A 14,726-nucleotide genomic window follows, 5' to 3' on the forward strand; every position below is an offset into this window, starting at 1 on the left:
GGTGACGCGGTGCCGTCGCGAAGATGGCACCGCTGGCCCTGGCATTGCCCTGATCGACGGCGCCGTCCCGCGGCAGCGGCCGTGCCGATGCGGCACAAGGCCGGCGCGGCGAACGGTACCGCATCGGGTACTCCGCCACCGCACTGGCTGTAAGGGGATTCGCAGGTGGGCGCGCCGTGGAAGAGAGCAGAACCGCGGGGAGCGAAGCCGCGCGGAGCAAGCCCGGGAGCGCGAAGCCGGCCGGCGCGCCTGGGGCCGGCACAGCCGAAGGAGAAAGGCGCGATTGGATCCGCGGTATGCCGCTGAAGCGCGCTGCGCGGTCCCGGATGCACCGGGCGCCGTGCGGCGCTGGCGCTGGGCCGTTGCCGTATGGCTGTGGTGCAGGGCAGGACGCGTGGCGGTACATGTGACAGGTTCCCTTTTCGATGGCTTCGAGTGGCAATCCTATCAAGTATTGAAGTCCCTACAAGTCAATTCCGCGCGGCAATAACAGGCGTTTTCGACTCATCAGTTCGTAACTTCCGGTTACTATCCGGGGCATTCCGCCGCTGCTATGAGGGAAGGCTAACCGGCGGTTAAATTCGTGTAGGAGGAGTCCCGCATGGGACATGGTCAAGAGCTGACACCATGAAAGCAATTATTCGCAATGCCAGCTCCCGCTCATGTGCGCCTCATGTGCCCTTCATGTGCACCTCATGCGGCGATCACGCGCCCAGCCAGGTGTACTTGAAGAGGAAGACGAGGGCGATCACCCAGACCACGGCCTTCACTTCGCGGATCCTGCCGGTCAGCAGTTTCAGCGCGGCGTAGGTGATGAAGCCGAACGCGATGCCGTGGGCGATCGAGTAGGTGAAGGGAATCAGCAGCGCGGTAACGGCGGCCGGGATGCTTTCGGTGCTTTCGTTCCATTCGATGTCGGCCAGGTCGCGCAGCATCAGGCAGGAAACGAACAGCAGGGCGGGCGCGGTGGCGTACGCGGGCACGACACCGGCCAGCGGCGAAATGAACAACGCCGCCAGGAACAGCAGGGCGACGACCACGGCGGTCAGCCCGGTACGGCCGCCCGCCTGCACGCCGGCCGCGCTTTCCACGTAGGCGGTGGTGCTGGACGTGCCCATCACCGCGCCCACCACGATGGCGGTACTGTCGGCCATCAGCGCCTTGTTCAGCCGTTCCATCTTGCCCTCGACCAGCAGGCCGGCACGGGCCGCCACGCCCATCAGCGTGCCCGTCGCGTCGAACAGCTCGACGAGGAAGAACACCAGCACGACGTTGAGGATGCCGGTGCCGAACGCGCCGGCGATATCGAGCTTGGCGAAGGTGGGGGCGAGCGAAGGCGGGGCCGAGAAGATGCCGTTGAAGGTGTTGCCGCCGAAGAAGAACGACAGCACGGTGACGATGACGATGCCGATCAGGATGGCGCCCTTCACGCGCAGCCGGTCCAGCGCGACGATCAGCAGGAAGCCGACGATGGCCAGCAGCGCCGGCGCCTTGTGCAGGTCGCCGACGGTGACCATGGTGGCCGCGTTCGCGGTGACGATGCCGGCGCTCTTCAGCGCGATCAGGCCGAGGAACAGCCCCAGGCCGACCGTGATGGCCGTGCGCAGGGAACTGGGAATGCCCTTGACGATCATTTCCCGCAAGCCGAAGATCGAGATGATCAGGAACAGGCAGCCCGAAATGAACACGGCACCCAGCGCCGTCTGCCATGGCACGCCCATGCCGAGCACGACCGCGTAGGCGAAGTAGGCGTTCAAGCCCATGCCGGGCGCCATGCCGATCGGATAGTTGGCGTACAGCCCCATGATCAGCGTGCCGAGCGCGGCCGCGAGACAGGTGGCGACGAACACGGCATCCTTCGGCACGCCGGCATCGGCCAGGATCGCCGGATTCACGAAGATGATGTAGGCCATCGTCAGGAAGGTCGTGATACCGGCCACGACTTCCGTGCGCACATCCGTGCCGGCTTCCTTCAGTTTGAACAGTCTTTCAGCAATGGACACGGCGCGTTCTCCCCAATTGTTGTGTTATCGGCCGAAGCATACCACCCGCTTCCGATGCGGAAGCCATTTGCAAAGGCATATAGTAATAAGTGTTGCAATCATATAATTCCCTGGCAATTTTGTGGGTGACTACGATCTTGCATGCCGGTGCGGCGTGGCTGCGACGCGGACGACATTGGTCCAGTCGGGTCCGGCGCGCTGGCACCCCGCCGTTGCCCTGTTTGCAGCCCGTCCTGCGGCGTTCTATGCGACTTATTTGCAACTTCTTTGCAACTTCTTTGCAACTTGCCTGCAACCGATTTTGCAGCGCGTTCACGACTCACGTGCAGGTCTCGAGCCGCCAGCCCGCCGGGCTCCAGCGCAGGACGTGCGTCAGTCGCAGCGCGTCGAGCAGCCGGTCATCGTGGGAAACGATGGCGAGCGCACCGGGCCAGGCCGACAGGGCCTGTTCCAGCGCCCGCAGCGACGGCAGGTCGAGGTGGTTGCCGGGCTCGTCGAGCAGCAACAGGCGCGCGCCGTCCCGCTGCCACAGGGCGCAAGCCAGCGCCGCCTTGATGCGCTCGCCGCCCGACAGGGCGCCGGCGGGCGTGTCCAGCCGTGCCGCATCGAGGCCCAGCAATGCCAGCCGGCTGCGCAATGCGGCTTCCGGCAGTGCGCTGTCCAGTTGCCGCAGGCGCTCCAGCACCGTGGACGCCGGCGGCAGCAGGCGCTGCGCATGCTGGTCCAGCCAGGCGGACGGTACGCGGGCCGAGCATAAGCCGGCACGCGGCAGGATGTCGCCCGCCAGCATCTTCAGCAGCGTGCTCTTGCCGCAGCCGTTCGGGCCGGCGATGGCCAGCCGCACCGGACCGGCCAGCATCAGGTCGAGCGGCGCGGCGCCGGCCGGCCACGGTGCCACCGCGCCTTCGCAGGCGATCACGGTGCGGCCTGCCGGAACGGTGGCGGCATCGAGCAGCAGGGCCGGCAATGGTCCCTCGCCGATGCCCGCCGCCGCGGTACGCACCGCATCGTCGAGCCGGGCACGCAGCACGTCCGCCTGCCGCGCCTGGCGGCCCGCCGTGGCCTGGGCGGTGGCCTTTCGGCGGCCGAGCAGGATGGCGGCCTGGTTCTCGTGCCGGGCGGCGCGGCTGGCGCGGGCGTTGCGCTGCTGCCGGGCGTCGTGCTCCTCGCGCAGTTGACGCGCCGTGGCCTGACGCACGGCGCGCGCATGGTGCAGGGCGGCCTGCGCCGCCGCCGCTTCGGCGTCGCACCAGGCCTGGTACTGCGTGAAATTGCCGCCATGCGCGTGCAGGCCCCGTTCGTCGAGCGCGACGATGGTCGTCATCGTGTCGAGCAGGGCGCGGTCGTGGCTGATGGCGACCAGGCTGCCGGGCCACGCGTCGATCCGCTCCCGCAGCCAGGCGCGGCCTTCCCGGTCGAGGTGGTTGGTGGGTTCGTCGAGCACCAGCACGTCGCAGCCGGACAGGAAGGCGCCGGCCAGGGCGGCGCGGGCCAGCTGGCCACCGGACAGGGCGGCTGCTGGCGTGGTGGCGCGCAGGCCCGGCAGGCCCGCGCCGGCCAGCGCGGCGGCGAACTCGTCGGCCACGCGCCACCGGCCATCCAGCAGGGACAGGTCTTCCGGCGTGCCGTGCCCGGCGGCCAGGCGCTCTTGCGCGGCGAACAGGGGCCCGAGGCTGGCGACATCGGCAACGGTGGAGCCGGCATCGGCGTCGATGTGCTGGGGCAGGTAATACAGCTTGCCGCGTGCGGTGGCGCGGCCCCGGTCCGGCGCCAGCTGGCCGGCCAGCACGCGTGCCAGCACGCTCTTGCCGATGCCGTTGCGGCCGACGAGGCCGGTGCGCCGGTCGCCGAATGTGAAGGTCAGATCATCGAACAGCGTGCGGCCATCGGGCAGGCGCATGGTGACGCCGTGCAGTTCGATGAACGATGTTGCCGGCGAATGTGCCGGTGACTTTGCCGGTGACGATGCTGATAACGATGCTGATGATGAAGCAGATGATGATGCGGCCGCCGGTGGGGCGGCGTTGGAATGAGCCATGCGTGAACCTCTTCGAGCGCATAAACGGTCCGGCCGTGACGACGGCGCGGAAGGTTGGTGCCGACACTTGGGTCGACACCGCGGTGCGAAGGCTCAGATGGTCATTTGGGGGGGAGTGCTCCGGTTACGAATACCTGCAGGACGCGATGCCACTTGTTTTGGCATCCTGTTAGCGCCTGACGCTACCCCAAGGACGAACTGCTGGGGTCAGACCCGACGGGTCTGACCCCGGATTCTGCACTTGGGGTGGCTTGTCTGAATGGCTGAAGTCTAAACCTTTTTCACGCGCTGTCAATCCAGGCCGAGGGCCCGGGCGATATCGTCCCACGCCACCAGCTTGAAGTTCTGCGGCCCGTCCGGCATGCGCTTGTAGCCGTCCTGCACCACCAGCATGCCACGCCCGTACGGGCCGCCCAGGTCGGCCGACGTGACTTCCAGGCCATCCGTTTCCGATGCGCCGTCGATGCCGTCCGCGACGTTGACGCCGATCCGGAAGGCGCCGCGTACCCGGTATGGCGCGGCCGCGTCGAGCACCACGTAGCTGTCGTTGCCCTGGCTGGACACGACCACGTAGCTGCGCGCAGCCGACCGGTAGATGCCGATACCCTCGACGTCCGCCTGCAGCAGGCCGCCGGCCGGCAGCACCATCGCCAGCCGGGCATCGCGCGCCGCGTCGGCGCTGGTCACCCACAGGCCGCGCCGTTCCTCGCCGACGAACAGCTGGCCGCTGGCTTCGTCGGCCACGCAGCCCTCCGGCTGGCTGGCGGTGCGGAAGCGCCGCACCACCCGCGCCGTGAACTTGCCGTCCGCGCGGGCGATCCGGTAGTGCAGGTAGCGGCCATCCTTGTCGTTGACGAAGGCATCGAGGCCGCCGCCGGCCGGCCGGTACACACAGGCACCATAGATCTCGTCCAGTTCCGTCGGCAGGCGCGCCGCCTCGGCCACGGTGCCGTCCGCGGCGATGGTGAACAGCACCATCAGGTTGTCGTCGCGCTGGGTGGCAAGCGCCAGGTCGAAGCGCTCGGCGCCGAAGGCCACGTCCTGCCGCACGTCGACGTTGTTCAGCCGGCCCGTTTCCAGCAGCTGGCGCTGGCGTCCCTGCAGGTCATAGACCAGCAGGCCCTGTTTCTTGTTGGTGCCCAGCACGCGCGACGCGGCCGGATCGGCCGGATGCCGCCAGATGGCCGGATCGTCGGCCGCGTCGCCGGCGCGCGCCACCGGTTCCGTCTGCGCGCGCGGCATCACCACCGGCAGTGGCGCGGCCGGCGCCACCGGTTTCACTGCCAGCGGGACGCTGCGCCATGCGGTGTCGTCGCGGGCCAGCAGGCGCCCGGCGGCATCGATGGCAAGGCCTTCCATGCCCTGGCCGGCCACGGCGGCCGTGGTCCAGCCATTGCCGGCGCGGCGCCAGGCGTGCAGCCTGCCCTTGCCATCGGCGGCCACCACGCCGCCCGGCACCACGGCCAGCGCCTGCGCGCCGTCGGCCAGCTTGCCGAACGGGGGCGCCAGGCCCACGGCACGCCGGGCCGGCGCACCCTCGGCGTCGGCACGGTACGCCCACACGCCCATGCCTTCCTCGGCCACGTACAGGGTGCCGGTGGCATCGTCGACGCGGCAGGCCTGAACATGCGGCGGCAATGCCAGCCGGCGTACGCGGCGCGGCGCATCCCCATCCAGCAGCCATTGCTCGGCCTGGCCATCCTTGCCGGCCAGGAAAGCATAGGTCAGCTGCTGGGCATCCCGGTACAGGCAGGCCGCTTCGATGCCGAAGCCGGTTTCCGGGAGTGGGGGCTGCGCGGCCAGCGTGCCGGCGCGGCCATCGGCGCGCACGGGGATGACGCGCTCCGCGTTGGCATCGATGACGATGGCCAGCGACACGCCGCCGGCGCTGCGCACATCGACCTGGCGGCCGCGCACCGGCAGGCTGGCGCGCTCCGTACCGGCCGCATCGACCAGCCGCAGGGCGTTCTTGTCCAGCGCCAGCCAGCCTTGCGGCAGCGCGGCAAGGTCGCGCGCCTTCGCCACGGCGGGTGGCACGGCCTGGGCGTGGGCTGCCAGCGTGGTGGCCAGCAGCGACAGTATGACGACATGCTTCATCAGAACAGGCTCGCTTTCAGGCCGACCTTGTAGGTTCGGCCATATTGTTCGTACTGGACGTTATGCTGCTTAACGCCCTGGTACACATAGTATTTCTCGTTATTCAGGTTGCTGGCCTCGAACGTGAGCTGCCAGCGCCGGCCGAGCTGCCAGGCCAGCGAGAAGTCCAGTTGCGTCTGCGCGTCGACGATCCGGTCGGCGCCGGCGTCGAGCACGTTCTCGCCCAGCTCCAGCAGGTACGGCGACTTGTAGTTGACGGCCAGCCGCGTGCTGAGCGGACCGTGCTCGTAGCCGATCATCGCATTGGCCATGCGGTTCGACTGGCCAGGCATGCGGATGGTACGGCCGGTACGGGTGCCGGCATCCTCGTCGAAGCTGTCGATCGCGGCGCGCGACCGGGTGAATGCGGCATTCATTCCCACCAGCAGGCCGTTGAACGGTGCCGGCAGCATGCGCAGCGGCTGCTGCCACGCCAGTTCGATGCCTTTCACCCTGGCGCTGTCACCGTTGGCGTAGGACGTGGCGGTCGTATAGTCCGCCCACTGGCCGCTGCCGGCCAGGTTGGTCGCATAGGTAAAGTTCCTGATGTCCTTGTGGAATACGTAGGCGGACATGGTACCGTCATTGCCCAGCACGCGTTCGATGCCCAGGTCCAGGTTGCGCGACTTCAGCGGCGCCAGGTCGGGATTGCCGATGGTGGCCTCGGTCGCGCTGTCCAGGCTGACGCCGGGGGCGAGCTGGCTGAAGTTGGCCCGCACCACCGAGTTGCTCCACGCGGCGCGCATGCTGGTGGCGCGGTCGATGTCGTAGCGGGCCTGCAGCGTCGGCAGCCAGTCGGTGTACGAGCGGCCGGCGCGGCGCGGCGTGATCGCCTGGGTTTCTTCGCCTTCCTCGTCCTCGGTGATGGCGATCTGCCGGCCCAGCGCCTTGAAGCGCGTGCGCTCGGCGCGCACGCCGGCCAGCAGCGACCAGGCGCCGCGTGCCAGCGTGCCTTGCACGTAGGCGGCGTCGATGTCCTCGCTGACCGAGAAATCGTCCAGCGCCGATTCGGCGGCCTGTTGCGCGCCGGCGCGCGGCAAGCCGGCGACACGGGCGCGGATCGCCGCCGGGTCCAGCGCCGTGCCGATCGGGCCGAACGCATAGTCCAGCTGGTGCTTGCCGACAAAGCCGCTCATCGAACGCGTGCCGGGGCCCCAGAAGTTCGCGCTGGTGGCGCTGCTGCTGTCGTAGGTCCACTGGTTGGTGTCGTTGTCCTTGTCGCGCCGGCTGGCCTTGGCGCCGAACTTGATGGCCAGGCCGTCGTCGAGCTCGCGGGTCAGGTCCAGGCGCAGCGCCCTGGCCCGGTCCTCGGCGTAGCTCTGCTGCAGCGTGATCGCATTCAGGTTGTAGCTGGCGGGATCGAACACGGCGGCCGGCGCGACCAGGCGTGGCGCCATCGTGTTGGTAAACCCGATCCCATCGAAACTGCCGCGGAAGCGCGCATCGTTGACCGACTCGGGCGCGTCGTCGGTGGCGCGGCTGGCCGACGCTTCGGCATGCAGGCGCCAGCCGGCGAGGCGGCGATCCGCGCTGGCCGTCAGCGAGCGGATCTCCTGGGTGTACTTGCGCTGGCGCAGGCGGCGCTCCACGCGCGCCTCGCCGGTCTCGCCCTCGGCCAGGTCGTCGTTCTCCAGGTTGCCCACGGTGAGCCGGTCGCGCACCTCGTCGTCGGAGAAACGGCTGACGAAACCGCGCAGTGCATAGCTGGACGCGGCGTCGGGCCGCCAGTCGAGGTTCAGCGCGGCGGCGTAGCGTTCGCGCACCGGCAGGTACTCGCGCAGTTCGAAGCCTTCCAGCCGGTCGCCGCTCCAGGCACCGCCGGTCTCCACGTTGTCCGAGCCGAACTTGCGCCGCTCGCCGGACAGGCCGGCCGCCACGCCCAGCTTGCCGCCAGCGAAGCGCTGGGCCCACAGCAGGTTGGCGTTCGGGCTGTTCTGGCCGGTATTGGTGTCGTGGCTCGCGCCGGCGCCCACCGTCAGCAGCGCGCCGGGCAGGTCGAAGGCGGACAGCGTTTTCACTTCCACGGTGCCGCCCAGCGAATTGGCATCCTGGTCCGGCGTCAGCGTCTTCGACACTTCCAGCGTGCGGATCAGGCCCGCGGGGAGCACGTCGAGCGCCACGGCGCGCGTGCCCGCTTCCGGCGAAGGCACCAGCGCGCCATTGATGGTGACGGCGTTCAGGTCCGGGCCCAGGCCGCGCACGGTGACGTAGCGGCCTTCGCCCTGGTCGCGCTGCACGGCCACGCCGGGCAGCCGCGCCAGCGCCTCGGCGGCATTCTTGTCGGGCAGCCCGCCGATGCCGTCGCTGGACACGACGCTGACGATGTTGTCGGCCTTTTCCTGCGCGGCGATGGCGTTGGCGAGGCTGACGCGCTGGCCGGCGATGACGACCGTCGGGTCGCCGGCGGCATGGGCTCCCGCGGCGGCCAGCAGGCCCAGGGCGGGGATGGCGAAATATCGCATGGTGTGTAGGGTGGTGGTTGAAGTGGGGCGGATTCTAGGCAGCCCATGTGACCGATCCGTGACAGCCGGCGGCCCGGCCGCACGCCGGGGCGGTGATTGAGCCGAATTGACCCGGCAGCCTCCATGGCTGCGCCCGGCGGGATACCTGTACGCGAGAAAAATACCTGCCGGCGGTGAGCCGATCGCACCCCGGGCGGCGCCGCAACGCCGCAGCCGGCCGTGGTCACACTGTCATCACGCGGTCACAAGCCGAAGCTAGGCTGGCCGGTCATGAACACGCTCCAACGCCCCGCATTCATCGCCGCCGGCCTGGCCGGCATCCTCGTCGCCCTGCTGTTTGCCGGAGCCGGCATGGCCATGCCGCCCGGCGCCTGGAAATGGTTCGACATCGCCAGCGAGGGCGGCACGGCGCTGGTGGCCGCCGCGTGGTGCCTGGTCGTGCTCGGCGCGCGGCCCGACGGCCAGGTGACGCGCCTGCTGGCGGCCGGTTTCGCCGCCATCGCGCTGGGTTCGTGGGCCGACTGCATGGACGAGATCTTCGCCGTCGACAAGTCGGCGCTGTGGGACAACGCGCTGGAAGCGCTGGTCCCGCTCGGCATGGTGATCCTTACCGCAGGCATGGTGTTCTGGCGCCAGGAGCAGGCCAGCCTGACCGAACACCTGAAGAAACGCGAGCGGCTGTTCCGCGACCACCGCGCCTTCGACCGCGTGACCCAGCTGGCCGACGCCCGCTACCTGCGCGCCCACCTGGAACGGCAGCGCGGCGGCGGCGCCCTGGTGCTGCTCGATATCGACGGCTTCCACCGCATCAACCGCGAGCATGGCCAGGCCGAGGGCGACCGGGTGCTGCAGGCCGTCAGCCACATGCTGCTGCTGAACCTGCGCAACGACGACCTGCTGTGCCGCTATGCGGGCGACCGGTTCGCGGTGCTGATGCCGGGCCTGTCGGAGGCGGCAGCGCGCGACGCCGCGCGCCACCTGTGCGTGATGGTGGCGATGATGCGCCACCATGCCGGCAGCGTGGCGGTGCCGCTGACCTTGCGCCACAGCTGCGCGCCGGCCGGCGCCAGCGCCGGCCGCACGCCGGACATGGTGCTCGCCGACCTGTGCCGCCAGGTGGATGCGTGAAGGCGGGCGCATGAAGGCTGCACCTGAACGTCTGCACATGAAGGAGGGCGCATGAGCGCGTGGCGCGGCGCCGCCGAGCCGTCGATTCCCGCGCAGCAGCAGCCGGCCCTGGTGCTGGCATATGCCCGGTCGCGCGACATCGATGACGCCATGCTGCTGCGCGGTACCGGCCTGGAAGGGGCCGAGGTGCCGGGCACGCTGGTGGCGCCGGCCCAGTACCTGCAACTGCTGGGCAATGCGCTGCGCCTGCTGGACAGCCCGGATACCAGCTTCATGCTGGGCCAGCAACTGCTGCCGGGGCACGACGGCGCACCCAGCAACGCGCTGGTGCAGGCACCCAGCCTGCGCGAGGCACTGGCGATCCTGTGCCGCTGGCATGCGCGCCTGACGCCGCTGCTGCGGCCCCGCCTGGAAACCTGGGATGGCATGGCGGCGCTGTACTGGGTCGACAGCCATGGCGCGCCGGGCTTGCGGCCGGCACTGGTGGAAATGCACATGACGGCCGTGGTGGCGCTGTGCCGCTGGCTGGGCGGCGAACGCCTGCCGTGGCGCTTCTGTTTCAACCGCGGCGCACCCCGCCATGTGGAACAGCACCACGTGCACCTGGGCAGCGCGCTGCGCTTCGATTGCCAGTTCGACGCGATGCTGATCGAGGACGGCTGGCTGGACCGGCCATGGCCGCGCGGCAGCGCGATGGCCGCCGGGCTGGCGCTGCGCGCCGCCGAGGGCGAGCCGGAACGGCCGGCCGGGCTGCTGGCCACGCTGTACGACTACCTGCTGGAGCGGGTGCGCGCCGCGCCGGCGCTGGAACGGGCGGCCGCCGATTTCGGCGTCAGCCCGGCCACCCTGAAGCGGCAGCTGGCGCGGCACGGCACGCATTTCCAGGCCGAGCTCGATCAGGTGCGCACGCACGTGGCGCTGTGGATGTTCCACGCGCAGGGCGCCGACAACGAGGCCGTGGCGCGCTACCTGGGCTTCCACGACGCTGCCAACTTCCGGCGCTCGTTCAAGCGGTGGACGGGGGTGACGCCGTGGCTGCTGCGGATGGGGCTGGCGGGGTAGGGGGGGCGAGCGTTGCGGACCTTGATGCAGACGGGTGCCTGGCACGAATGCCGTTAGTTTCAGCTCACCCCAAGGGCAAGTTCCGGGGTCAGGGCGGAACACTGGCTTGTAAGCCAGTATCGCTACGTCGGCAAGGAGCGATGCTCCTTGAAACCCCGACTACGCCCCGGCGGGGTGGAGCAGGGGTTTCGCGAAGCATGCTTCGCGCCTGCGTAACGGTGCTGGCATGCATGCCAGCACTCCCCCCTGACCCCAGCCCTTCGCCGTTGGGGTGTATGCATGCGCTTTCAATGCGCAAGCGCTGGCCTGCGTCGCTCAAGCCCCGGCCAGCGCGGCCTGCTCGGCGATCTTCTGCGCGCTGGCCGGATCGCTTTCCCGCAGCGCCTCGACGACCTCGTTCAGCGACGAGCCGCAGGCGAATACCATCACATCGCCGGGCTGGCACAGCGACAGGCCGTGGCGCAGCGCCTCGTGCCCGTCCAGCCGGCTGTGGACCGCTTCCGGGGCCCTGGCGCTGGCGGCGGCGCCGGCCAGCATCAGCCGCGCGCACTCGCCGCGGCCGCGGCCCCGGTTGTTCGATTCGTAGACCACGATCTCGTCGAAGCCCCGTGCGCAGGTTTCCCCGACCGCTTCCAGGTCCTGGTCGCGGCGGTCGCCCGGCGCGGTGATGACGCCCACCGCGCGGCCCTTCGACAGGCCGCGCGCCATGCACGACAGCGCGGCGTACGCTGCCGGATTGTGCGCGTAGTCGACCACCACGGTCACGCCGCGCACGTCGAACACATTGCTGCGCAGCGGATTGTTGCGGCCATCGGAGACGAAGCTGGCCAGGCCGGCGGCGATGCGCTCCGGCGTGAATCCCGAGGCGAGCAGGGCGGCGGCGGCGGCCAGGCCGTTGGCGATGTTGTAGCGCGCGTGGCCGCCCAGCGTGGACGGCATGTCTTCCGCGCGCAGCAGCACCTGGTGGCGCGTTCCGTCGGCGATCACCAGCCGGCCGTCGTGCAGGTAGGCGCCGCGGCCGCCGTGGTGCAGGTGCTTCAGCAGCACCGGATTGTCCGGATCGAGCGCGAAGAACAGGATCTCGACCCGGTCCGCGAGGCGGCTGGCCATGCGCACGCAGTGGCGGTCCTCGGCATTGAGGACCACGCAGCGCGACGCGGCGCTGGCCACCACGCCTTTTACGCGCGCCAGGTCTTCCACGGTATTGACGCCCTCCAGGCCCAGGTGGTCGGCACTGATGTTCAGCACCACGGCCACGTCGCACCGGTCGAACGCCAGGCCGCGCTTGAGGATGCCGCCGCGCGCCGTTTCCAGCACGGCGAAATCGACCGTCGGGTCGGTCAGCACGGTGCGCGCCGACCAGTAGCCGCTGCAATCGCCGCTGACGATGCGGCGGCCATCGATGTACACGCCTTCCGTGGTCGTCGCACCGGTGCGCAGGCCGGCCATGCGCACGCAGTGGGCCGCCATCAGCGTGGTGGTGGTCTTTCCGTTGGTGCCGGTAATGGCGATCACGGGGATGCGGCCATTGTCGCCGCCGTACATCGCTTCGACGATCGCGTCGCCGGCGTCGCGCGGCGTGCCGGCGGCCGGGTACTGGTGCATCCGGATGCCAGGCGCGGCGTTCACCTCGATGATGGCGCCGCCCTGTTCGGCCAGCGGCCTGGAAATATCGCGGCACACCAGGTCGATGCCGGCCACGTCCAGCCCGATTTTTTGGGCCGCGCGCACGCAGGCGGCGCGCGTGTCGTCGGGCAGCAGGTCCGTCACATCCTCGGCGGTGCCGCCGGTGGACAGGTTGGCGTTGCCGCGCAGCGTGACGGGCACGCCCACTGGCGGCACGCTGTCGAAGCCGTAGCCCTGTTTCCGCAGTGCTTGCAGCGCATGATCGTCGAGCGGGATCTGCGTCAGGATATTGGCATGCCCCTTGCCCCGCGCCGGATTACCGTTCTCGATGGCGACCAGTTCGCGGACCGTGCGGTGGCCATCGCCGGTCACGCAGGGCGGGCGCCGCAGCGATGCCGCCGCGACCACGTCGCCGGTGACGAGCACGCGGTAGTCATGGCCTTCGATGAAGCGCTCGACGATCACGCTGCGCGAGAACTTGCGGGCCGCCTCGAAGGCCGCGGCCACTTCTTCCGGCGTGGTGCATTGCGTGGTTACCCCCTTGCCCTGGTTGGCGTCGAGCGGTTTCACGGTCACCGTGCCGCGCAGCCGGCGCGCAGCGCGCATCGCTTCGTCGGGGCTGGCCACCACGCTGCCGCCCGGTACCGGCACGCCGGCTTCCTTCAGCAGCGTCTTGGTCAGCTGCTTGTCGCTGGCGATGCGGCAGGCGATGTTGCCGGCGTCGCCCGTCATGGTGGCCTGCAGCCGCTTCTGCCGGCTGCCCCAGCCCAGCTGGAACAGGTTGCCCGTTTCGGCGACGCGGAAGTACGGAATGCGGCGCCGGCGCGCCGCCTGCAGGATCGCCTTCGTGCTGGTGCCGATGGCGTGGCGCTCGGCCGTCTGGCGCAGCGCGGCCAGCGGCGCATCCAGGTCGAACGGCTGGCCGGCGGCCAGCGCGCCCACCAGGGCCATGGCCAGGTCGAACGCTTCCTGCGCCACCGCCTCGATCTTGTAGGCGCACACCACGCGGAACACGCCGGGCTGGCCGCGCATGCGGCGCGTGCGGCCGAAGCCCGCCGGCGTGCCGGCCAGGCATTGCAGCTCGAGCGTGACATGTTCGATGATGTGGCCCATGTAGGTACCGTCGCGCAGCCGCTCGGCGAAACCGCCGTAGTGGCCGGGCGAGCAGCGGTGCGCCATCAGGCTGGGCATCAAGGCCAGCAGCGCGTCGGTAAAGCCGGGAATCGCCGTCGACGGCACCTCGTGCAGGTCGCCCAGGTCCAGGATCGTCAAGAGGCACGGCCGCGCCGCGTACAGGTTGGGGCCGCGCAGCACGCGCTGGTCCAGGATCTTCATGACAGGGGATTCCTCTTGGTGACGTTGCGGACGAAGTCGTTCAGGGCGGCCGGCGTGTCGCGGGTGGCGCCCGGCGGCAGCTGGTGCGGGTGGTGGATTTCTTCGGGCAGCGCGAAGCTGCTGCCGGTCGGCAGCAGGTGCAGGCGCACGTCGATCAGCTGCGGCGTGCCACCGGCGGGAATGTCGGCGACGTTCGAGATCATCGTGCGCCCGTCGACCACGGTCACGCTGCCGGCACCGATCACTTCGATGCCGACGCCCCGCTCGACCACCAGCGCGGTGTCCTCGTCGATGCCGATGCCCAGCAGGTAGGGATTCTGCGCCACGATGGTGAGCAGGCGCGCCAGCCGGTGGCGTTCGCTGAAATGCTGGTCGATGACGACGCGCTGCACGAATCCGAGGCCGGCGCCCAGGCTGACCGAACCCTTTTCCGGCAGCAGGTCGGCCTTGCCGTCGGCCAGCATGTGGCCGCACATGGCGGACGCGCCGGCGCTGGTGCCGCCGATGCAGGCCCCCGATTCCTTCAGCGCGCCGTGCATGGCTTCGTCGAGCAGCGTGCCGCCGATCATGGCCAGCAGGCGCTTCTGGTCGCCGCCGGTCATCCAGATGCCTTCGCACTTGCGCACGCGCGCCGCCAGCCCGGCATCGTTGGCGGTGGCGCGGTCGGGCAGGTCGACGCGGATCACGTCGCGCACGCCGATTTCGCGGAACACCTTGTCATAACGCCGCCACATCTCGTCGGGCACGCGGCTGGCCGCCGTGATGACGGCGATCGTGCCCTGCGTGCCGCCGCTAAGCTGTACGAAGCGCGACAGGATATCCTTGCTGTTTTCCCGGTCCTCATGGCCGCCGACGATGACGAGGTGGCCGTGCTGGCTGCGGTCGAAATGCCCGTTCGCCTGCTCACTCACTTGCTGACTCTCTTGCTTGTTCGCT

8 protein-coding genes are annotated in these 14,726 nt (G+C 69.8%); 2 read left to right on the forward strand and 6 right to left on the reverse strand.

What is annotated here, in order from left to right; genetic code table 11:
• Positions 1 to 704: 704 nt before the first annotated feature.
• The 4 genes from EYF70_RS12325 to EYF70_RS12340 all read right to left on the reverse strand — a co-directional run bounded on the left by EYF70_RS12325 (position 705) and on the right by EYF70_RS12340 (position 8,639).
• Positions 705 to 1,997, reverse strand: a complete 1,293-nt coding sequence (locus EYF70_RS12325) for an NCS2 family permease (protein WP_371861735.1) — start codon at positions 1,995 to 1,997, stop codon at positions 705 to 707.
• 325 nt (positions 1,998 to 2,322) lie between these two features.
• Positions 2,323 to 3,903, reverse strand: coding sequence for an ABC-F family ATP-binding cassette domain-containing protein (locus EYF70_RS12330; RefSeq protein ID WP_229420830.1), 1,581 nt, complete (start codon positions 3,901 to 3,903; stop codon positions 2,323 to 2,325).
• Positions 3,904 to 4,332: 429 nt separating this feature from the next.
• On the reverse strand, positions 4,333 to 6,138 hold the full coding sequence (locus tag EYF70_RS12335; RefSeq protein WP_131145671.1) for a phytase: 1,806 nt from the start codon (positions 6,136 to 6,138) through the stop codon (positions 4,333 to 4,335).
• The gene (locus EYF70_RS12340) at positions 6,138 to 8,639 is read right to left on the reverse strand and encodes a TonB-dependent receptor (protein WP_131145672.1); all 2,502 of its coding nucleotides are present in this window, start codon (positions 8,637 to 8,639) and stop codon (positions 6,138 to 6,140) included. The genes EYF70_RS12335 and EYF70_RS12340 overlap by 1 nt, the downstream gene beginning before the upstream one ends.
• A 270-nt stretch (positions 8,640 to 8,909) precedes the next feature.
• Between EYF70_RS12340 and EYF70_RS12345 the strand changes: the two genes are divergently transcribed.
• Positions 8,910 to 9,767, forward strand: coding sequence for a GGDEF domain-containing protein (locus EYF70_RS12345; protein ID WP_131145673.1), 858 nt, complete (start codon positions 8,910 to 8,912; stop codon positions 9,765 to 9,767).
• A 51-nt stretch (positions 9,768 to 9,818) separates the two neighbouring features.
• The gene (locus tag EYF70_RS12350) at positions 9,819 to 10,829 is read left to right on the forward strand and encodes an AraC family transcriptional regulator (RefSeq protein ID WP_131145674.1); all 1,011 of its coding nucleotides are present in this window, start codon (positions 9,819 to 9,821) and stop codon (positions 10,827 to 10,829) included.
• Between the two features lie 315 nt (positions 10,830 to 11,144).
• On the opposite strand, the gene cphA is transcribed toward EYF70_RS12350, so the two are convergent.
• Together cphA and EYF70_RS12360 are read right to left on the reverse strand one after the other, a co-directional pair.
• A complete protein-coding gene (cphA, locus tag EYF70_RS12355) occupies positions 11,145 to 13,790 on the reverse strand; it encodes a cyanophycin synthetase (RefSeq protein ID WP_131145675.1) in 2,646 nt (881 codons plus the stop codon).
• Positions 13,787 to 14,701, reverse strand: a complete 915-nt coding sequence (locus EYF70_RS12360) for a cyanophycinase (RefSeq protein ID WP_229420831.1) — start codon at positions 14,699 to 14,701, stop codon at positions 13,787 to 13,789. The genes cphA and EYF70_RS12360 overlap by 4 nt, the downstream gene beginning before the upstream one ends.
• Positions 14,702 to 14,726 lie beyond the last annotated feature (25 nt).

Origin of the sequence: Pseudoduganella albidiflava, assembly GCF_004322755.1 — a bacterium.
Lineage (GTDB): Bacteria > Pseudomonadota > Gammaproteobacteria > Burkholderiales > Burkholderiaceae_D > Rugamonas > Rugamonas albidiflava.

What these genes read in the sequence shown, in the direction of transcription:
- EYF70_RS12335 (WP_131145671.1), bottom strand. Translation starts at nt 6,138, where the DNA reads ATGAAGCATGTCGTCATACTGTCGCTGCTGGCCACCACGCTGGCAGCC.
- cphA (WP_131145675.1), bottom strand. Translation starts at nt 13,790, where the DNA reads ATGAAGATCCTGGACCAGCGCGTGCTGCGCGGCCCCAACCTGTACGCG.
- EYF70_RS12350 (WP_131145674.1), top strand. Translation starts at nt 9,819, where the DNA reads ATGAGCGCGTGGCGCGGCGCCGCCGAGCCGTCGATTCCCGCGCAGCAG.
- EYF70_RS12330 (WP_229420830.1), bottom strand. Translation starts at nt 3,903, where the DNA reads ATGCGCCTGCCCGATGGCCGCACGCTGTTCGATGATCTGACCTTCACA.
- EYF70_RS12340 (WP_131145672.1), bottom strand. Translation starts at nt 8,639, where the DNA reads ATGCGATATTTCGCCATCCCCGCCCTGGGCCTGCTGGCCGCCGCGGGA.
- EYF70_RS12345 (WP_131145673.1), top strand. Translation starts at nt 8,910, where the DNA reads ATGAACACGCTCCAACGCCCCGCATTCATCGCCGCCGGCCTGGCCGGC.